22 protein-coding genes and 1 pseudogene are annotated in these 20,669 nt (G+C 39.4%); 20 read left to right on the top strand and 3 right to left on the bottom strand.

The genetic code is table 11. The features are described 5' to 3' along the window. Positions 1 to 3 precede the first annotated feature (3 nt). The 18 genes from QH639_RS09490 (at position 4) to QH639_RS09405 (ending at position 17,061) form a co-directional block, all read left to right on the top strand. On the top strand, positions 4 to 1,371 hold the full coding sequence (locus QH639_RS09490; protein WP_131521537.1) for a cobyrinic acid a,c-diamide synthase CobB: 1,368 nt from the start codon (positions 4 to 6) through the stop codon (positions 1,369 to 1,371). Continuing rightward, positions 1,364 to 2,002, top strand: coding sequence for a precorrin-2 dehydrogenase/sirohydrochlorin ferrochelatase family protein (locus QH639_RS09485; protein WP_131521536.1), 639 nt, complete (start codon positions 1,364 to 1,366; stop codon positions 2,000 to 2,002). Before QH639_RS09490 ends, QH639_RS09485 begins: the two co-directional genes overlap by 8 nt. Then, positions 1,999 to 2,766: a uroporphyrinogen-III C-methyltransferase gene (gene cobA / locus QH639_RS09480; protein WP_131521535.1), complete on the top strand. Its 768-nt coding sequence runs from the start codon at positions 1,999 to 2,001 to the stop codon at positions 2,764 to 2,766. The genes QH639_RS09485 and cobA overlap by 4 nt, the downstream gene beginning before the upstream one ends. Positions 2,767 to 2,799: 33 nt before the next feature. Beyond that, a complete protein-coding gene (locus tag QH639_RS09475) occupies positions 2,800 to 3,360 on the top strand; it encodes a nitroreductase family protein (RefSeq protein WP_131521534.1) in 561 nt (186 codons plus the stop codon). Positions 3,361 to 3,373: 13 nt separating this feature from the next. After that, entirely contained in the window at positions 3,374 to 3,910 is a 537-nt protein-coding gene (locus tag QH639_RS09470; RefSeq protein ID WP_281115991.1) for a cob(I)yrinic acid a,c-diamide adenosyltransferase, read from the top strand. A gap of 88 nt (positions 3,911 to 3,998) precedes the next feature. After that, positions 3,999 to 5,498 carry a cobyric acid synthase gene (locus QH639_RS09465; RefSeq protein WP_281115990.1) on the top strand — a complete coding sequence of 500 codons (1,500 nt, stop codon included), beginning with the start codon at positions 3,999 to 4,001 and terminating at the stop codon, positions 5,496 to 5,498. Further along, entirely contained in the window at positions 5,495 to 6,331 is an 837-nt protein-coding gene (locus QH639_RS09460; protein WP_281115989.1) for a class I SAM-dependent methyltransferase, read from the top strand. The genes QH639_RS09465 and QH639_RS09460 overlap by 4 nt, the downstream gene beginning before the upstream one ends. A gap of 98 nt (positions 6,332 to 6,429) precedes the next feature. Continuing rightward, positions 6,430 to 7,362, top strand: coding sequence for a ribonuclease Z (gene rnz / locus QH639_RS09455; protein WP_131521585.1), 933 nt, complete (start codon positions 6,430 to 6,432; stop codon positions 7,360 to 7,362). Positions 7,363 to 7,685: 323 nt separating this feature from the next. Next, entirely contained in the window at positions 7,686 to 9,680 is a 1,995-nt protein-coding gene (locus tag QH639_RS09450) for a methyl-accepting chemotaxis protein (RefSeq protein WP_237898191.1), read from the top strand. Between the two features lie 65 nt (positions 9,681 to 9,745). Next, positions 9,746 to 9,976 carry an acyl-phosphate glycerol 3-phosphate acyltransferase gene (locus tag QH639_RS09445; RefSeq protein WP_281115988.1) on the top strand — a complete coding sequence of 77 codons (231 nt, stop codon included), beginning with the start codon at positions 9,746 to 9,748 and terminating at the stop codon, positions 9,974 to 9,976. Between the two features lie 113 nt (positions 9,977 to 10,089). Further along, the gene (locus QH639_RS09440) at positions 10,090 to 10,671 is read left to right on the top strand and encodes a TetR/AcrR family transcriptional regulator (protein ID WP_131521528.1); all 582 of its coding nucleotides are present in this window, start codon (positions 10,090 to 10,092) and stop codon (positions 10,669 to 10,671) included. Between the two features lie 81 nt (positions 10,672 to 10,752). Next, complete coding sequence (locus tag QH639_RS09435; RefSeq protein WP_281115987.1) at positions 10,753 to 12,132, top strand: MDR family MFS transporter; 1,380 nt, start codon at positions 10,753 to 10,755, stop codon at positions 12,130 to 12,132. Between the two features lie 88 nt (positions 12,133 to 12,220). After that, on the top strand, positions 12,221 to 12,841 hold the full coding sequence (gene cdaS, locus QH639_RS09430) for a sporulation-specific diadenylate cyclase CdaS (protein ID WP_054549207.1): 621 nt from the start codon (positions 12,221 to 12,223) through the stop codon (positions 12,839 to 12,841). A gap of 100 nt (positions 12,842 to 12,941) precedes the next feature. Further along, positions 12,942 to 13,385, top strand: a complete 444-nt coding sequence (locus QH639_RS09425) for a MarR family winged helix-turn-helix transcriptional regulator (protein WP_048392361.1) — start codon at positions 12,942 to 12,944, stop codon at positions 13,383 to 13,385. Positions 13,386 to 13,443: 58 nt separating this feature from the next. After that, positions 13,444 to 14,385, top strand: a complete 942-nt coding sequence (locus QH639_RS09420) for a ring-cleaving dioxygenase (protein ID WP_131521584.1) — start codon at positions 13,444 to 13,446, stop codon at positions 14,383 to 14,385. Positions 14,386 to 14,401: 16 nt separating this feature from the next. Then, the gene (locus tag QH639_RS09415) at positions 14,402 to 15,457 is read left to right on the top strand and encodes an LLM class flavin-dependent oxidoreductase (RefSeq protein WP_131521583.1); all 1,056 of its coding nucleotides are present in this window, start codon (positions 14,402 to 14,404) and stop codon (positions 15,455 to 15,457) included. A 13-nt stretch (positions 15,458 to 15,470) separates the two neighbouring features. Beyond that, the gene (locus QH639_RS09410) at positions 15,471 to 16,037 is read left to right on the top strand and encodes an NADPH-dependent FMN reductase (protein ID WP_131521526.1); all 567 of its coding nucleotides are present in this window, start codon (positions 15,471 to 15,473) and stop codon (positions 16,035 to 16,037) included. A 349-nt stretch (positions 16,038 to 16,386) separates the two neighbouring features. Next, entirely contained in the window at positions 16,387 to 17,061 is a 675-nt protein-coding gene (locus QH639_RS09405) for a serine/threonine protein kinase (RefSeq protein ID WP_131521525.1), read from the top strand. An 86-nt stretch (positions 17,062 to 17,147) separates the two neighbouring features. Here QH639_RS09405 and QH639_RS09400 read toward each other — a convergent pair whose 3' ends face one another. Then, complete coding sequence (locus QH639_RS09400; protein ID WP_281115986.1) at positions 17,148 to 17,591, bottom strand: hypothetical protein; 444 nt, start codon at positions 17,589 to 17,591, stop codon at positions 17,148 to 17,150. A 248-nt stretch (positions 17,592 to 17,839) separates the two neighbouring features. Between QH639_RS09400 and QH639_RS09395 the strand changes: the two are divergent. Then, a pseudogene (locus QH639_RS09395) lies at positions 17,840 to 18,030 on the top strand (DUF3955 domain-containing protein). Between the two features lie 373 nt (positions 18,031 to 18,403). After that, positions 18,404 to 18,682 (top strand): YuzB family protein, encoded by a 279-nt coding sequence (locus tag QH639_RS09390; RefSeq protein ID WP_004231354.1) that lies wholly within the window; start codon positions 18,404 to 18,406, stop codon positions 18,680 to 18,682. A gap of 49 nt (positions 18,683 to 18,731) precedes the next feature. Here the strand turns inward: QH639_RS09390 and namA are convergent, their stop codons facing one another. Beyond that, entirely contained in the window at positions 18,732 to 19,742 is a 1,011-nt protein-coding gene (gene namA / locus QH639_RS09385) for an NADPH dehydrogenase NamA (protein WP_131521523.1), read from the bottom strand. A 48-nt stretch (positions 19,743 to 19,790) separates the two neighbouring features. Beyond that, positions 19,791 to 20,594, bottom strand: coding sequence for a pyrroline-5-carboxylate reductase (gene proC / locus QH639_RS09380; RefSeq protein ID WP_131521522.1), 804 nt, complete (start codon positions 20,592 to 20,594; stop codon positions 19,791 to 19,793). Positions 20,595 to 20,669: the final 75 nt, after the last annotated feature.

The following is a 20,669-nucleotide window of genomic DNA, read 5'->3' as shown; positions in this document are numbered from 1 at the left end:
TCCATGCAAACAAATCGCTTTGTACTAGCTGGTACGGGCAGTGGTGTAGGCAAAACTACTTTTACCATTGGACTGATGAAGGCACTTCAAAACAAAGGGAACGTGGTGCAGGGCTTTAAATGCGGTCCTGATTATATCGACCCAACCTATCATACAGCTGTAACGGGCAGAATATCACGTAATATTGATAGCTGGATGTTCTCACACGAAGCAGTCCGTGATATTGTGGCACGTGCAAGTATAGATGCAGATGTGTCCATTATTGAAGGTGTGATGGGCTTTTATGACGGTAAAAGCCCTTTATCTGACGCTGGGTCTGCTGCTGATATTAGTGTAGTGACAGAGAGTCCTGTTATTTTAATTGTCAATTGTGCTAGCATGGCACGTAGCGTAGCAGCAGTTGTGAAAGGCTTCCAATTACTATCAGATAAGCCGAATATCGTTGGTGTTATTGCGAACCAGGTTGGTAGTGTCGGTCATTACGAAATTGCGAAGGCAGCTATTGAACAAGAATGCGGCATACCTGTTATTGGCTACCTAAAGCGTGAGGAAGGGATCGATATCCCGAGTCGTCATTTAGGGTTAGTACCTGCTATTGAAAGAGGAGAGCTAGATTCATTTTTTGATAAACTAGGGAACCTGATGGCGGAAACGATTGATTTGGATCAATTAATACATTTAACAAAGGCTCCTATCTTGCAAGAATCAGGCCATTTATTTAGGGAGGAGCCTTCACGAAATATTTGTATAGCAGTTGCAAGAGATGCAGCTTTTAATTTTTATTATGAAGAAAACTTGGCTTTGTTACGTGCGAAAGGTGCGACACTACAGTTTTTCTCACCGCTTGCGAATGAGCCTGTACCAGCTGAAGCAGATGGCTTGTATATTGGTGGTGGCTTTCCTGAGGAATTTGCAGAGTCACTTGCTACCAATACAGTCGTTAAAGACTCTATTCGTCAAGTCATTGCTAAAGGTCTTCCAACATTAGCTGAGTGTGGGGGCTTTATGTATTTAACAGAGGCCATTACAAATAGCCATGGCGACCGTTATGACATGGTAGGGGTAATTCCTGGAGAAGTGGCGATGCAAACAAAACTAGCAGCACTTGGTTATCGTGAAATTTTTGGCACAGCCGATAATTTCTTAATTGGTGCTGAGGAACAAGCGAAGGGCCATGAGTTCCATTATTCCAAATATAGTGGTTCTCACAATACAGCAGCCTATGAAACGATTGGTCGTTTTGGCAAAAAGAAAGAAGGCTATCAAGAAGGAAATTTAGTGGCTGGCTATACTCATTTCCATTTTGTATCAAACCCAAAGCTAGTTGACAATTGGTTAACAGCTTGTAAGAAGGTGAAAAGTAATGACTAATTATTTTCCTATTCATATCAATCTAGAATATAAAACAGTAGTGATTGTAGGCGGGGGTCACGTGGCAACGCAGAAGGTAGCATCCCTGTTACCAGCAAAGGCAAACATCGTGATTGTCAGTCCAACCTTACATGACACATTACAGTCACTTGCAGAGTCAGGGCAAATTACTTGGAAGCAAAAGGAATTTGAACCTCGTGATTTAGATGATGCCATTCTCATTATCGCTGCAACGAATGTGACAGCTGTGAACGAAGCCGTTCAAGAAGCAGCACAGCATTGGCAATTAATCAACCGCACAGATAAACAAAGTGAAAGTGATTTTATTACGCCTGCTACTGTTCGCCGTGGTCCATTGGTGGTAACTGTTTCGACATCGGGAGCAAGCCCAAGCCTAGCCCGTAAGATTAAAGCAGATTTAGAAGAGCAATTCGATGATGCTTATGATGACTATGTATGCTTTTTACAGCAAGCTCGATTAATGATTGCTGCTCAGTATGATAAAGGTCCACAAAGACGTGCGGCATTACAAGCATTGCTAGAGCCAAACATCCTTGAATGGACACGTCATGGTGAGATCGATCGACGAGAAGCCTATTTACAACAACTATTGATGGGAGCAACGCAATGAAGGATGGAATCGTATATATCGTGGGAGCAGGTCCTGGCGATCCGAAGCTCATTACTGTGTATGGACTGGAATGTATTCAAAAGTCTGATGTAATTGCTTATGACCGTCTTGTAAATCCTAAATTGCTTGATTTTGCAAAAAAGGATGCGGAGCTAGTTTATTGTGGCAAATTACCTGGGAAGCATCATCTCATTCAAGAGGAAATAAATGCATTACTCGTGGAAAAAGCACAAGAAGGTAAAATTGTTACACGCCTCAAAGGTGGCGATCCCTTTGTTTTTGGACGAGGCGCGGAGGAAGCTGAAATATTAAAAAATCATGGCATTGCCTATGAAATCGTTCCGGGGATTACAGCGGGAATAGCAGCTCCTGCATACGCAGGAATTCCAGTTACACATAGAGACTTTGCGACAAGCTTTGCCCTTGTAACTGGACATGGTCGTGAAGAAAAAGGACAAGATTTTTTGAATTGGCCCGCATTAGCTACGGGTATAGATACCGTTGCCTTTTATATGAGCGTTGGTAATATTGCCTACATTGCTCGCAAATTAATCGAAAATGGACGGAAGGCAACAACGCCAGTAGCAGTCATTGAGTGGGGAACAACTGCTCAGCAACGCACGATTACAGGGCCGTTAAATGAGATAGCTAGCATCATTGAGCGTGAAGGGTACCATAATCCTTCTATGATTGTGGTTGGCGAGGTTGTCAATGTACGTGAAAAAATTCAATGGTTTGAAGAGCAAGGACTTACCTTTTCATAATCATTTCTTATAAGCGCACAAGGAGGAAGTACTATGACTGTCACGGAAGCATTAAAAAAACGTCGAGCAATTCGTAATTACACGACACAACCAGTAGAGAAAGAAAAAATTGAGCAAATTTTACAGGCAGCAACCTATGCACCGAATGACCGGATGCGTGAGCCCTGGCATTTTTATGTCATTCAAGATGAAGCCATGAAGCGTTATGAAGAAATGGCAAGTGCTTATTTACATGAACGCTTTCCCACGAAGCCAAATTTAGTGGAAAGTTCATTAAAGGTTGTACAAACAACCCCTGTAGCCATTGTGGTGACAGCTGACATAGTAGAGGGAGACACAGATGCGACAGAAGATAATGTCTTTGCTGTATGTAGTGCCATTATGTCTATGTGGTTGACAGCAGAGGAGCTAGGTCTTGGCTTTGTTTGGCGTACACGTGGTGTTGGCCTCGTACATGATCCTCGTATGCATACGTTTATTGGTGCAAGCGACGCTCAAAAAGTAGTTGGTACAATATTTATTGGCTACCCACAGGAGCAAGAACAAACCGACAAGAAACGAACACCGTTTGCAGAAAAGACAACATGGCTGTAAGGAGGCTATCAGCATGGCAAGAAAAGGCTTGTTTTTAGTATATACAGGTGAAGGTAAGGGCAAAACGACTGCATCACTTGGTGTTACATTGCGTGCGGTTGGTCGAGGCTTAAATGTGCGTTATATGCAGTTTATCAAATCCCCAGAACGTACTTATGGAGAGCAAATTGCCCTTCGAAAGCTAGGCGTAGAAATGGAACAAATGGGCATAGGGTTTACATGGACAAAAACACCTGAGGAGCATCGAGCTGCATTAGCGAAGGCTTGGAAAAAAACGAAGGCAGCTCTACAGGATGACAGCATTGATTTATTGGTCTTAGATGAACTGAACAATGCCCTAGCGATCACCAAGTTTCCAATCGATGATGTTCTTCCCCTAGCAGAAGTCATTGAGGCAATCCTACATCGCCCTTCAACAATGCATTTGGTTGTCACAGGGCGAAGTGCGAATCCGGCATTACTAGCAATGGCTGATTTAGTGTCAACCATTGAGGCGACAAAGCATTATTATGATGAAGGGATTACAGCGGTGAAAGGGCTTGAATTTTAAAGCCCTTTGCAATTGCTGGAGGAAATACACACAAAGCGAAAACGAATACATGCGTTCTGCCATAGAATAATTACGGAGGAGAGTGACTATGCCAGCAAAATCAATCATGATTCAAGGAACAGCTTCCGATGTTGGAAAAAGTATGATTTGTACTGCACTATGTCGTATATTTTCAGATGATGGACTGAAGGTAGTCCCATTTAAATCACAAAATATGGCTCTTAATTCATTTGTTACAAAGGATGGCGGTGAAATCGGCCGCGCACAAGGGGTACAGGCAGAGGCAGCTCGTGTTGTTGCAACGACGGATATGAATCCTATTTTGCTGAAACCGAAGCAAGATATGATGTCAGAGGTTATCGTTCATGGTAAGCATTTTTTAAATATGGATGCCAAAAGCTACCGCAATAATTTTGTGCAAGAAGCGATGCCAATCATAGAAAAATCAGTACGCACGCTTCAACATACATATGATGTTATTGTCCTAGAGGGCGCTGGTAGCCCAGCAGAAATTAACTTAAAGGATCGCGATATTGCTAATATGCGAATGGCTCATTTAGCAGATGCAGCGGTAGTCCTCGTTGCTGATATTGATCGTGGCGGTGTCTTTGCCTCGATTGTTGGTACACTGGCATTGTTAGATGAGGGAGAACGAGCACGTGTGAAGGGATTAATTATCAATAAGTTTAGAGGCATGCGTGAATTACTGGATGATGGTTTGGCATGGGTGGAGCGCGAAACGGGTATTCCGGTACTTGGTGTGATTCCTTATGTCGATGTCAATATTGAAGCAGAGGATTCTCTTGCATTATCGTCACTACGTTTTAAAAAACCAAAGCCAGGCGAATTTGCTGTAGATGTAGCCATGATTCGTTTACCTCGTATTTCAAACTTCACCGATATTGATCCATTTTTCGATGAGCCTGAGGTGGGTGTACGTTTAATTGGTCATGTCAATGAATTAGGTACACCAGATTTACTCATTCTGCCAGGAACGAAAAGTACAATGGATGATTTAGCTTGGCTAAAAGCACAGGGCTTCGATCAAGCCATCACACATTTACGTGAGTGCGGTACTAAAATTATTGGCATTTGTGGCGGTTTCCAAATGCTTGGTGAAACATTACTTGATCCAGAAGCAGTGGAGGGGAATGGTGAATCTGCAAATGGTCTTGGGCTATTACCGATGGAAACCATTTTTGTAGGCAATAAAAAAACGGTGCAAATGACAGGCGTAAGAGGGCAGGACACATTGACAGGCTATGAAATCCATCTAGGACGTACGAAAATTTTACGTGATGCGGTATCACCGTTTTTACTGTTAGAGGATGGAAGAGAAGATGGAGCGGTTAGTCAAGATGAGCAAGTGATTGGCACGTATTTCCACGGCTTGTTCCATAATCGTCCCTTTACCCGTCAGCTCGTCAATGAAATACGAGTGAAAAAAGGGCTAGCAGCTTTACCAGGTGATGTGAAAAGTGACGCAGAACGAAGAGAAGATGCCTATAATATGTTAGCCGACCACGTTCGAGCAAATCTTGATATGAAAAAAATATATGAAATATTATCGTTAGAGGTATCTATATGACGAGAAAAGGACCGTTAGCCATTAACTATGAGGCATTATGGCAGGAAGGCATGAAGGACTGGCATGGCAATATGCCTGAACGAATGGTGAATGATCAGCTAGAGGAGCAATTTTGGGCCCAATCCGTGGCACGTAAAAAAGTGGGCCAAACAGATCCTTATGCTACATTGATTTTTCAGGAGCTTCAAAAAAAGATTGAACCTCAGCATTCTGTATTAGAAATTGGTCCTGGGTGGGGCAATTATACATTTCCATTAGCTGATAAAGTAAGGAAGCTCACGTGTGTAGATAGCTCGGAAAGCATTTTACATTACTTACAACAGTGTATACCGCAGGAGGAGCACGTTTCCTATATTCATGCAAAGTGGGAAAGTTTAGAGGATGATGAGATTGAACCACATGATATCGTCTTGGGCGTGAATTGTTTTTACCGAATGTATGAAATAAAAGCGGCTTTATATCACATGAATCGGCTGGCGAGAAAGCGTGCTATCATTGGGATGACGACAGGCCCCATTCAGCCACACTATGAAAAGTTATATGAAAAGTATGGGTATGACATTAAATTTCCGCGCAGAGATTATATCGAGTTTTTGAATCTACTCTATGAAATGGATATTTACGCGGATTGTCAGATTATCCCTCTAGAACGTGTCTATGAATATGAAAGCTATGAGCAGCTTGTGACAACGCAGAGTAAAAAAATATTAACGACGAATTTTCAGCGAGCCCATGTAGAAGAATCACTGCTACCTTTTATCGAAGAAAAGGATGGACGTTATTATTATCGTCATGATTTCCATGCGGCGCTTGTTTCATGGCAACCAAAATAATCAAGAAACCTTTGGAGAAACTGTACACCAAAGGTTTTTCTTATGGGAACGGATAAGGTACAATAAAACGATATTAATAAGAAGTGAGGTGACATATGTTGCAGCTACATTTTCTAGGGACAGGCGCAGGCATGCCTTCAAAAGAACGAAATACAAGTGCTCTGATGGTAAAGCTATTAGACGAAGTAAGTGAAATGTGGCTATTTGACTGTGGGGAGGCGACACAGCATCAAATCCTTCATACGTCGTTAAAGCCACGGAAAGTAACGAAAATTTTTATTACACATTTACATGGAGATCATATTTTTGGCCTTCCAGGCTTTTTAAGCTCGCGTTCCTTTCAAGGTGGGGATGAGCCCCTAACAATCTTCGGGCCATCTGGCTTACAGCAGTGGATTGAACAAACATTAGCGCTATCAAAAACCCATTTAACATATCCTTTACGCTTTGTAGAGGTACAAGAAGGCATTATTTTTGAGGATGCTCATTTTACAATTCATGCTAAAGAATTGCGCCATGTTGTACCTTGCTATGGGTATCGTATCGAACAAAAGGATTTACCAGGCGAATTATTAATCGACAAAGCACAGGCACTTGGCGTTCCAAAGGGACCTTTACTAGGTCAATTAAAAAATGGCCACGATATTGTACTTGAAAATGGTGATGTGATACTTGCGAAAGACGTGGTTGCACCAGCCAAAAAGGGCTTTACATTGTCAGTCTTAGGCGATACAAAATATTGTGAAGAAGCAATCCAATTATCAATGGGCGCTGACATCATTGTTCATGAAGCAACTTTTGATGGTACAACAACAGATTTAGCAGCAAGCTACGGTCATGCAACAAACGTGGAGGCTGCAAAAGTCGCACAGCAAGCTGGTGCACACTATTTATTATTAAATCATTTAAGCGCGCGTTTTCTTCCATATGACTTACCACAATTTTTAGCTGAAGCACAGGGGATTTTTCCGAATACATTCCTAACAGCTGATCAAGCCGTTTATACATGGCAACACAATAAATTATTTTGATATAATTATTAAGTGAAAAACATCTATTAGAGGAGATTCTTCTAATAGATGTTTTTAGTTTATAGTCCTAAAGATGTATAGATGAATTTGTTTAAATATTACTGTTTAGTCATGAGAAATATGCTTTTTTGTATGCCTCTACTAGTACAAAATAGTTAGTTTTATCCTCCATGCTTATCTATTTCGAAAATTTTACAAATTAATGACAATTTGAACTTCTTCAAAACTTATTATTTTATATTTAATAAATTGTTAATGAAATATATGGAAGTAATATTGTATGATGAAGTGGAAATAATCGTAATTTTTAGGGGGATCTCATCATGAGAAAGTCAATGAAATGGAAAATGCTTCTGGAGATTATGGGCATTGTGGTGTTCATTATAGCGGCATTTTCTATTTATGTTTATCAAGCTACATATAAAAGTGAAAAAAGCAATGGAGAAGCAATCGCCAACTCCATTGTCATGGGGTTGGAAGGAGCGATTCAATCTAGAGAAAAAGCAGAAGAAATTATGGAAAAAGAAATGATTGCTGAATCTGTAATGGCTTCTTACATCATTGACAAAGGTGCTACATATGAGGATTTAAAGGCCATTGCTGAGCGAGGTGGCATTGATGAGATTTGGAGTACAGATGATAAAGGGAATACAACGGTGACATCAGTAGCTCCAACTGTTGATTTTAACTTTGGTGCTGATCCAAACGGACAAGCTGCTGAATATATGCAACTCTTAGATGGAAGAGCGAAAGAAATTGTCCAAAAAGCACAAATTCGCGATGTCGATGATCAATTTTTCAAATTTGTCGGGGTAGGTAGCTGGAATCCAGCAACTCCACAAATTGTACAGGTGGCCCGCCATGGACAGCAGCTACTAGATTTAGAAGCAAGTATCGGTAGTGAATCCTATATCGATCAACTGGACAACTATTTATCCTCAATCGTATTATTCGCCGCAATTGTAGATGAAAAAGGCCAAGCCATTGCCGCTACAGCAAAACAAAATTTAGCGGATATTGGTTTTGAGCCAGCCCAATTTTCAGCACAAAAGTCAACTGAATTTTCAGGGCGCTACGATGGCACGCGTGTCACGCAATATGTAAAACCATTATCAAACGGTACATACTTAGCTATCATTGTATCCAATGCGATCCTCTCACAAATTTTGGTAGGCACAATTGTAGCTTCATTGATCGTTGTCTGTGTGATTTTCTTCACTACGGGCCTGTCTATTTCGAAGCAAGTATCGCGTATTTTAAGTGTGCGCAACTCCTTAGAGGAAATTAGTAAAGGAGAAGCCGATTTAACCAAGCGTATTCCAATCCATGCAAAGGATGAGATTGGCCAATTAGTGACATCATTTAATGGGATGATGGATAATTTCCAACAAATTATGTGTGAAATCAAGCAAGGGGCCAATCAAATAAAAGAAGCTACCTATACAATTCAAGAAAATGCTCATGAAACACTTGACTCAGCCGCAATTATCCAAGGAGAATCTAGTCAGGTAGCGCAGGCCTCCTTTGCACAACAGAATAATACGGCAGACAGTGCACACTCAATGGAGGAATTGGCACGTAGCATTCAATATATTTCGGAATCCATAGCAGAAATTTCTAGTATTTCGCGTAATACTGAGGAAAACGCAGATAACGGATTACAAATTATGCAGTCCTTACAAAAGCAACTGGTGACTATTCATGAGAAAACGAATTTTGCGGTGATTGGAACACAGGAGCTTGAAAAACTATCTACAATGATTGGGGAATTTACTAATGTGATTACAGGAATTTCTGATCAAACGAATTTACTGGCATTAAATGCATCTATTGAAGCGGCACGTGCAGGTGAAGCGGGGAAAGGCTTTGCCGTTGTAGCTGAAGAAGTTCGGAAATTAGCTGAAGATTCTAAGAGTGCGGCGGATAGAATCACCCAGGTGGTGATGAATGTCCAAAAGGAAACAGCCAATATTGTAGCAACCATCCAAGCAACAGCAGATGTCTTACATACAGGACGTGCTATCGTACTAGAAGCACAGCAATCGTTTGAAGGAATTCATAATGATGTACAGGTGTTAGCAACACAAGTGGATTTAGTGTCAAGCTCCACCGAGGAAATTGCTGCTAGTACAGAAGAAGTAACAGCTACCATGGAAGATGTTTCGCTCTTGGCTAAGCAGACTTCGCAAAGTGTTGATGCCGTTGCTCAAAAGGCTAAACATCAAGCGGAAAATATGGAGAGTATGACCGCATTTATCGACCAATTGAATACAACAGCGGAAAACCTCCAACTATCAGCAGGCAAATATAAAGTATAAAAGGAAAAATATAGTACGATAAATCACTAGATTCCCGTATAATTGAAAAAAGGGGTGTGGTTTAAATGAATCAACAAAAGATGCCGCCAGCATTATTACGATTAATCGTCATTTTTCCAAATGTGCTGAGTTATTTACTATTGTTCGGTCTACTTATTTTTGTCATGACAAATTATGAAACATTAAAAGCAACAAATAATTTAACTGTGTGGATTATTTTTATTGTCGTATTAGCACCTGCTGCTGCCTACACGACTTTCAGCATCGTAAATAAAATCCGAGCAGGGCATATGTAACTCACAAGTGTTGTTAATAGAACATGTTCTATTAACAACACTTTTTTTTGACAAATTGGGTTTAATCCTCTATATTTTTGTTAGTCATAACTAACATTTAGGGGACGTGTAAAATGAAAAAAGACACAAAGGATAAAATTCTTGCTGCTGCGACAAGCTTAATGACTGAAAGGGGCTACTCCAATGTCTCTGTGAAAGATATTGCTTTAACTGCTGGAGTGAGTGAAATGACTGTTTTTCGTCATTTTGAAACAAAAATGGGGATTCTACAAGCTGTGCTAGATAGACATTCTTATATTCCATACTTTGAACAGTTATTTGCTCGAGATTTATCAGGAAATCTAGTGAATGACTTACAGCAAATTGCTAACGCTTATCTAGCTTTTATGGAAAAAAATAAAGCGATATTTCTCATTACTATACAAGATAGAAGTATACTACCAGGAGTAATGGAGCTTATTTCGGATAGCCAAACCAAACAATTACTAAAATTATTGGAAGGTTATTTTCAAGTCCAAATCCAACAGAGAAAGATCAAGGATATTGATACAAATGGGCAGGCCACTGTTTTTTTAACGAGCCTTTTCGGATTCTTTGTATCCAATGCATTTTGGGATGATCATTTTTTAAAAAACCAAAAGGAAAGTTTTGTTGATCATTTAGTAGCTACTTTTGTGGGTGGAGTCTGTATTTAATGCTCTACCCACAAAGCTTTCATATATTTTTTAAATAAAATGTTAGTTATAACTAACTAACAAATTAAAGGGGATTCAAACATGAAGGAAAAAAGAAATGTTATAGTAGCAATTTTACTATCTGCAGCATTTGTGTCTATTCTCAACCAGACTTTATTACTCATAGCTATGCCGCCCATTATGGAAGATTTTAAGATTCATGCTAACTTAGCACAATGGCTCACGACAATTTATTTATTGACGAATGGAATTCTCATCCCCATTACAGCATTTCTAATCGGTCGTTTTTCAAATCGATTGCTGCTAATCGTTGCCCTCACGTTATTTAGTATCGGTACTTTTTTAGGTGCCTTTGCCCCAACCTTTACAATTTTGCTTCTCGCAAGAATTATTCAAGCAGCTGGAGCAGGGGTGATTATGCCGTTAATGCAAACGATTTTATTAACGATGTATCCAAAAGAAAAACGGGGTTCAATTATGGGGCTAGCTGGTCTTGTAACAGGTTTTGCGCCAGCAGTTGGCCCAACTTTATCTGGCTGGATATTAGAACATCTTACATGGCGACATTTATTTTTTACTGTCCTACCTGTTTCGGTCATGGTGTTGACAGTAGCGACGATTTTTATGAAAAATGTAACGACTACAAAAGAGGGAAAGTTAGACGCTCTTTCCATCGTGTTTTCTTCTTTAGGGTGGGGAGGTTTGTTATATGGTTTTAGTATTGCAGGAACAGCTGGCTTCCAATCAATGCAGGTTGTTGTCACATTAGGGATAGGTGGGACGATGTTGACTTTATTTATTAGGCGACAGCTACGATTACCCAAACCCATGCTAGAATTTCGTGTCTTTCAATCTACTATGTTCTCTATCACAACCTTCCTATCAAGTTTGGTCTATGCCATTATGATTGGTACGCAAATACTATTAACCTTTTATATTCAAAACGTGCGTCAACTTTCTGCACTTGAAACAGGATTAGTTTTATTAATTGGTGCTCTAGTGATGGGCTTTATGTCTCCAGTGACAGGGAAGATTTTCGATAAAGTTGGAGGAAAGGGCTTAGCACTAGTAGGATTCACATGTATTTTTATTGGAACAAGTCTGCTTACAGTGATATCAATGAATACGAACCTTTTGCTACTGGCAGGGGTGTTTACGATGATTTCCTTTGGGATTTCAATGATTATGATGCCCCTAACAACGGCTGGCATGAATGCGTTACCTATATATTTAATGGCCCATGCAACAGCAATGACTAGCACATTGCGTATGGTTGGGGGTGCATTAGTGACGGCATTACTTGTAACCATCATGAGTACTGTGACGACTTTACAACATGAGTTGGGAGAAGCTGATGCGATGCTAAATGGTATTCGAACTGCTTTTATTGCCACAACGATTTTAAGTAGCATTGGACTACTATTGTCTCTATATGTAAGGAAAGGGCCAAGTACTCATTAACCTCTATTTCTAATACGCATAAAAATAGCCTAAATAGAGAAACTAAGGGGAGAAGAGGCTTCACGATTTTAGAAAAGAGGTGCTTTTTGTGGATCCAACAAATTGTGATTTTTCACCAATGAAAGAAACTTTAAAAGATGAGCTTCTCGAAGTGATCATGTCCTTACAGCAGAGTGTGCAGGAAATGGATACAGATGCAAATTGTCTCCTCGGTAATTTTGAGAAAATTAAAGAGAAGTTTATGACAATTGAAATGAAAGCTGCAACGTTCTATTTAAATTGTTATCTTTCCCCGTTTACTGAAAAGTATCCAGAGCTATCACACAGTGTGCAAAATATGTCTTTGAGAAGGCATGGTGGTTTAATTGTTATTCAAAGACAGGATGCTTTAGAGAATTTAATTCAGCCTGGTATTCATATTGGTGCAGATTTAACCCATTCTTTATTAGAATCTATTTTCTTCCCTGGTAATCCCCTTCACGATGGAGCGGTACTTGTCCATCAAAATCAAATTGAGTCAGCTGCCAATGTACTGCCATTGTCAGAGCGGTATACAGGGGAAAAGAAATTAGGAACAAGGCATCGTGCAGCGCTGGGATTGAGTGAGCAAAGTGATGCACTTGTAATGGTTGTATCAGAAGAAACGGGTAGAATTTCTTTTGCTCTTAAGGGCAATTTATATCCTGTTACAACACCTGGCATCATATAGGGGGTCTCCCTATGTTAAAAAAATATCTTGAATTCGAGATATTTTTCTTGCGGAAGTATCACTTGCGTGGTAAAGTGATAACTGAAGGGAGGGTGAAGTCATGAGAAATCATACACTAGGCACCTTAACGTGGATTCGGATGATGCGCTTTACAACGCAAAGTAATCAGTTATCGAATGAATTTTTAAAACGTTTCGACTTAACGACAGCACAATTTGATGTGTTAATCCAGATTAAAACATATGCCCCGATTACACAGTCTCAATTAGCAGAAAAAGTAACTGTAACGCAAGGTGGCATGTCTCGCATGCTTGCCCGACTAGAAAAAGAGGGACTAATCGAGCGTAAACAAAATTGGAAGACGAAAACCATCTCATTGACATCAAAAGGGGAGCAAATGATTGATGCAGCAACACCTAGTCAACTTCACTTCCAGTCTTCGTTTTTTGAAGAAGTATTATCAGCTGAAGAAATTAAATCTTTATATATTGCGATGACAAAACTTGAAAAACATAGCCGAGAAAAAAAATTGCCGCCCGTGTAATTTTTTTTGTGAAATCACTTGCTTAGTCAAGTGAAAATAATGAGGAGGAACAATTATGATGAACAAATTAAGCGGACACCATCATATATCAATGCTAACGAAAAATGGTAAACAGAATAATCATTTCTACACAACTATTTTAGGGTTACGACGTGTGAAAAAAACGGTGAATCAAGACTCACCTTCCATGTATCACTTATTTTATGGAGACTTAACAGGCGCAGCAGGTACAGAATTAACATTTTTTGAAATGCCTGTTGCAGGACGTACAGTGCGAGGGACGAATGCTATTACGCGCATTGGCTTACTTGTACCTAGCTCCGAAAGCCTACTATACTGGAAAGAACGCTTTCAGCAGCTAGAGGTAGAACATAGCGATATCACTACTTATGCAGGCAAAGAGGCTTTATTTTTTGAAGATCATGAAGGTTTACGGATGGTATTGTTAAACCACCAAGGACAAGAAACGCCTGCTCAATGGCAACCATGGGATGGAAATAATATACCGAAGGAACATCGTATTTTAGGCATGGGAACGATCGAAATCACTGTGCGATATTTACCAAGAACGGTCAATTTATTACAAGATTTATTTCACTATACAGTTATTGCCGAAAAGGACAAAGAAACGGTCCTACAATCGATAGAAGGGGAAGTGCTTGGCGAGATTGTTGTCAAAGAATTAGAAGGACCAAGCGAGAAACCTGGTAAAGGCAGTATTCACCATCTTGCGTTACGTGTTGCAACCGTTGAAGAATTACAGCAATGGGATACCAAAATTAAGGAGCTTGGATTGGATAGTACTGGTGTGGTTGATCGTTATTATTTCCAAAGTCTATATTTTAGAGATCGTAACGGTATTTTATTTGAAATGGCGACAGATGGGCCAGGGTTTACGGTAGATTCAGCAGTCGAAGAACTTGGCAAAGAGTTAGACCTCCCGCCATTTTTAGAAGAGAGACGTTCAGAAATTGAAGCTATTTTAGAACCGCTAGAATAAGGAGAGATAACACATGATGGAAAAATATCGTATTGATCAAGCACAAGGACTCGAATTCGGACTGTACTCTTTAGGAGATCATATCCCTAATCCACTAACGGGCGAGCGTATTTCTGCTCAACAACGACTAAAAGAGCTAGTCGAGGCAAGTCAATTAGCAGAGCAAGCTGGAATTGATGTATTTGGCATAGGTGAAAGTCATCAGTCTTATTTTACAACACAGGCACATACGGTCGTGTTAGGTGCTATCGCACAAGCAACTTCGACCATTAAATTATCTAGCTCCGCAACCGTATTAAGTGTTTCAGACCCTGTACGAGTATATGAGGATTTTGCCACAATTGATTTATTATCAAATGGTCGTGCAGAAATTGTAGCGGGACGTGGTTCACGTGTAGGTGCCTATCACTTACTAGGTGTTGATTTACAAGATTATGAAGAAATCTTTGAGGAAAAATTAGAGCTTCTTATGAAAATCAATGATGAGGAGCTTGTGACTTGGGAAGGGCAATTTAGAGCACCACTCCACCATGCACAAATTTTACCGCAGCCAAAAAACGGCTCGTTGCCAATATGGCGTGCGGTGGGTGGACCACCTGCCAGCGCCATTAAAGCAGGTTATATGGGCATTCCGATGATGCTTACAACATTAGGTGGACCTGCTATCAACTTTAAACCATCAGTGGATGCCTATCGCGAAGCGGCAGAGCGCAAAGGCTTTGACCCAAATGAATTACCTATTGCCACAACAAGCTTGTTTTATGTAGCAGACACAACAAAAGAGGCATTGCAGGGCATGTATCCACATTTAAACGGTGGTTTCCAAGCGATTCGTGGTGGGGGCTATCCAAAGCAACAATTTGCACAAGCGCCTGATACACGTGATGCTTTAATGGTGGGCAGTAAAGAGCAAATTATTGAAAAACTACTTTATCAATACGAACTATATGGCATGCAACGCTTTATGGCACAAATCGATTTTGGTGGCGTACCATTCGAAAAATTGATGAAAAATATTGAAATCATTGGTAATGATATAATTCCAGCGATAAAAAAACACACAGCAAAATAAGGAGTGGCTCATTATGAAAATTGTCGCACTTGCGGGTTCTATTGTCGGCTCAAAGACAAGAACAGCTACACAAAAGTTAGTCGAGATGTTACAAGAAAAATACCCACAGCATGAAGTAACATTACTAGATCTTGCTGACTATCAGCTAGTTTTTAGTGATGGACGTAATTACTTTGACTATGAAGGCGATACAAAATATGTGACGGAAACCATTATGGCTGCAGATGCGATCGTTATTGGGACGCCAACATTCCAAGCATCTATACCAGCTACATTAAAAAACATCTTTGACCTTTTACCTGTCAATGCCTTCCGCGATAAAGTCGTCAGTGTTATTGTTACAGCGGGTACATCCAAGCATTATTTAATGGTGGAACAGCAACTAAAGCCGATCCTTGCTTATATGAAAGCGCACATCGTACCGACCTATGTATTTATAGAAGAAAAGGATTTTTTACGTAAAGAAATTGTCAATGATGATGTCCTTTTTCGTCTAGAACGGTTAGCGGAGGATACCGTGATGGTTACAGAGGCTTTTGCAGAAATTCGAGCCAAAAAAGATGCTGAATATGATTTTTAAAGATTAATAGAAGAAACGCTGTGAAGTAGTCTGACACAGCGTTTCTTTTTGTGTCAAGGCTAGCTATTAGTTCGTGACAATCATGATAAAAAATAAAACCCAAATCACTTTGAGTTTTTAATAAAGGTGGTTAAGGGTAAATAGAGAATAGAACTTGTTCTTCTGTAGCTAACTAAGCAGTATACTTTCCATATGGAGAAATGGAAATAGAAACTTCTAGTAGTTCCCAACGTTTTAAAATTAAAGAGTATGTGTAGGAAACTTGAGATTTGAATATTGTTAGGGGCGATATAGAATTCCTACTGAAGTAGTGTAGTTTTCTTCAATGTAAATGATGGGAGAGATGGAAATGGAAAACGACTGGGACAAAGCTATAGGTTCTCTTTCTAAAATAAACGTTTTTTCAAACCCAAATAACGAGCCTGTTACCATAAGTGGTGAAGCTGATGATTTGAAATGTATAGGTGTTGGAACGGATGCGGCTGTTTTTCAAGCTCTTTCCGCCCCAGCGTATGCATTTAAACTATATGCCAAAGACAAAGTGCACAAAGTAAAAGTTGAAGCAAATGTGTATCAAATACTTGGAGATTCACCTTTCTTTTCAACATGCTTTGCTTCACATGACGAATACCTTGTTTTAAGTTACGAAGAAGGAAAAACGCTTTTTGATTGCATTCTACAAGGTATTCACATTCCAAAACAGGTTATAAATGAAGTGGAGGATGCAAGAGAATATGTTCGGAAGAAGGGCCTTAACCCTCGTGATATTCATTTGAAAAATATTTTGCTACAGAATGGAAGGGCAAAAATAATTGATGTCTCTGAGTACACACTACAGGGTAATGATCATCGATGGGAGCATTTAAAAAAAGGATATGAGCAATACTATCATGTAATTGATGGAAATTCTGTGCCGTTTTGGTTAGTAGAAACAATACGAAAGTGGTATAACCAGCGTGGAAAGAATACTTCATACGAAGAGTTTACAAAAAATATTTTAAAGTTTCTATTAAAAAATAATTGAACTTACGGGAGCTACCTTTTACGAGATGCTTTAATAGAAATAAAGAAAACAGACAACAAAATTTCATTGACTGTTTTAAAAAATACTTATTCGCTTATAATAGTAGGTTTATCAAATGAGACAATATCAATAATATGGTCTAAACAAACAATCTGATAATGGAATAGCTCCTTGTAGGAATAGATATCGAGAGCTATAGTTCCTTTACTTATAAAATCTAAATAAGTTGATTTTGTAAAAAGACGTACTGAGTTACCCAAGAAATCATCTTCTTGATTGACAAAATGAAATGATTCGTCAAAAACAGTATAGGCTACATATGAATCGAATTCTATATGTATGACCGGTAATGTCTTATCAATTTCAATAGGATAGACATCATTTATAGTATATTCCTCAAAACTTATATCCTCGATTTCGGAGCTGACGGAAGCTCTAGAAATAGAGACTCTCAGAGAGTTTGTCCCTGGCTCTACTATATTATCTAAAAACAAATAACCTTTCCATTGCATTAAATCTTCATAGTTCATACAAATCATCCTTCCATATTATCACTTGAGATTATGGTCATTTTATAGTTAGAATTTCAAAATGTCAATTTTGAGATTGGTTGAATTAGAATAAAAATTTATTGTTTATCAATAAAAAATAATTGACTTAGAATATATTTTGGGTTTGTGATTGTTACAGCGAGTTGTAGAAAGCTGCAGTGTAGGAATTAAACATAAAAATATTTAGGAGAGAAGAAAAAGTTATGAAAAAATATATTTTGGCATGAATGCCAATCATATTAGGCGTACTTAGTTTTTTAATCTTTATGGTGAAAGGGAGTAATGTAGCACCTGATGGTACATTAGAAGAACCATTCTTTCTTATTCCAATAGGATTTTTATTGTTATTTATTGGATTTATATGTGTAGTAGGGTGGCGTTAAAATCGGTTATTAAAAAGACACAATACGTTAAATAAGAGATAAAACAACCAGGTCATACATAAGAGACTTGGTTGTTTTTAATATTTACTTAATAAAAGCACTACATTTGTGTGGGAGTTTTGTTTACACGATCTATGACTGATGATTTGATTGAACAACATAAATAGCTATTTTAGTTGACTGCAAAATTGTACTTGAAGGTTTTGCATGATAAGTTTGTAACTACCTTTTTTCAAGGCAGTCATCTTCGTTTAATGGTTGTACATTAATTTCATAAGAAAAACTTATGTTGATTGAGCTGAAAGATTAATAGTATTTTATGATAATCATTTTGCTTAACGCTACAGTTTTCATGTAGTTTATGGAATTGTGGTATGATTATTTTTAGAGAGTAGGGGGTCAATAAACATGGTATTTTCTCTTTTTAAAAAAAAGAAGGAACCACAGCAGCTAAAAAATAGAGTGGAGTTTTGTATCACTAATTTAGCTCTTGGTGCGGCAGATGCGTATGATGTATTAGTAGAACGAGAAGATATTGAGATAGAGGAATCTGGTTGTACATCCCATTGTGAAATCTGTGAGCAAGGTATTTTTGCGATAGTAAATGGGGAAGTTGTGACAGCAGATGACGCGGAGACATTGGTACAGGCTATTGATGAAGAATTAAAACAAAATCCACTTTTCTAATGAAAAAACAGCTTGCTGGAGCACAAGCTGTTTTTTGATGGAAATGTAATTACCAACCACGAACGTATTGAACGGGAGGCTGCACGTCTTCTCCTAGCTCTTTAGCTGCATGTAGTGCCCAGTAAGGGTCTCGTAATAAAACACGCGCTAAGAATATTAAATCTGCACGATTATTTTGGAGTATCTCTTCGGCTTGAATGGCTGTGGTAATAAGACCAACTGCACCAGTAGGAATATCAGCCCCATGCTTAATCGCTTCTGCATGTGGTACCTGATAGCCTGGAAAGACATTGATGGCTGCTGGTACAACGCCCCCTGTTGACACATCAACTAAATCAACACCTTGAGATTTCATCCAGCGGCTAAAAACAATAAAGTCATCCATTGTTGTACCATCTTCCGCATAATCTTCCGCAGAGACACGTACCAATAAAGGACCATCCCATACACTGCGAACAGCATCGATGACTTGACGTAGAATGCGATATCGATTTTCCTGTGAGCCCCCATATCGATCTTGACGTTTATTCGTAGCAGGTGATAAAAACTCGCTAATTAAATAGCCATGTGCGCCATGAATTTCTAGTACATCAAAGCCAGCCTTTGCGGCACGAATAGCTGCTTGTTTAAATGCCTCGATGACATAGTGAATGTCCTCTTCTGTCATTTCTGTTGGCGTTTTATAGTCTGAACTAAAGGCAATCGCTGATGGAGCAAAAATTTCGCCATCTACTGTTGCTTTGCGACCAGCATGTGCAAGCTGGATGCCTGTTTTAGCGCCGTACGCTTTCATCCCCTCAACTAATTGACTTAATCCTTCAATATGTGCATCATCCCAAATCCCTAAATCCTTATTTGAGATACGACCTTCTGGCACAACACCAGTAGCTTCTAAAATGATTAAGCCTACTTGACCAGCTGCACGTGTTGCATAATGGACCAAATGAAAGGGTGTTACCATGCCATCGTCTTGTGCTGAGTACATGCACATAGGTGCCATCACAACACGGTTTTTTAAGGTGATAGATTGCAATGTATAGGGTTCGAATAATTTACTCAAAATAAAGCCTCCTAATTCCTAGTGATACACTCTATTTTGCACATAATGCTACCCATTTGCAAGTGAACGAGATCGTGCCTCGGCTTCTTTAATACAGGCTTCGATGGCTTCATTAAATTGATATTGCTCTAATGCCTGTATCCCTGCCTCCGTCGTGCCACCAGGACTTGTCACCTTTTTGCGTAAGACATCTGGTTCATCTAATGACTGCTTGAGCATCTCAGCTGTCCCCGCAAGTGTTTGAGTCATTAGCAAGCGCACCGTATCTTTCGATAAGCCTACCTTCGTCCCTACTCGTTCAAAAGCTTCCATTAAATAATAGATATAGGCAGGGCCGCTACCTGAAAGGGCTGTGACTGCATGTAACTGATCCTCATCGACTTCAATAACGGAGCCAACAGCCTCTAATAACTGGAGGAATAGGATACGCTGGTCTGCAGATACCTCGTTATTGAATGCAATGCCACTTGCTGACATGCCGATTGTAGCGGAAGTATTCGGCATCACCCTTGCTACTGGGCGACTCCCTAAAAATTCTGTAATTGTATCAATCGCAATGCCTGCTAAAATAGATAGTACAGCAGTGTGTGCCGTAAGTTTAGGCTTTAAATCACACATAGCAGCAATAGCATCTTTCGGCTTCATCGCTAAGATAATCAGATCTGCCTGTTGAAAAATCGCAGGATCAAACACACAATGGACACCATATGTTTCATGTAGGAAATGTAAGCGTTCCTTGTCTGAGCGATTGGTGACGTAAATTTCCTGTGGTGTGAACACCTTTTGTTTAATCCAGCCTTGCATCAATGCTTCCGCCATTGAGCCTGCACCGATAAATAAAATTTTTCTCATGAACAAAACCTCCAGTTCAAAATAAAAAAGCGCTCTCGTCCTTATCTAGAAGGACGAAAACGCTCTCGTTTCCGC

Origin of the sequence: Lysinibacillus sp. 1 U-2021 (assembly GCF_029916965.1) — a bacterium.
GTDB classification, from domain to species: domain Bacteria; phylum Bacillota; class Bacilli; order Bacillales_A; family Planococcaceae; genus Lysinibacillus; species Lysinibacillus capsici.
Note: the sequence above shows the minus strand (reverse complement) of the source record. Positions and strands in the feature narration are given on the sequence as shown.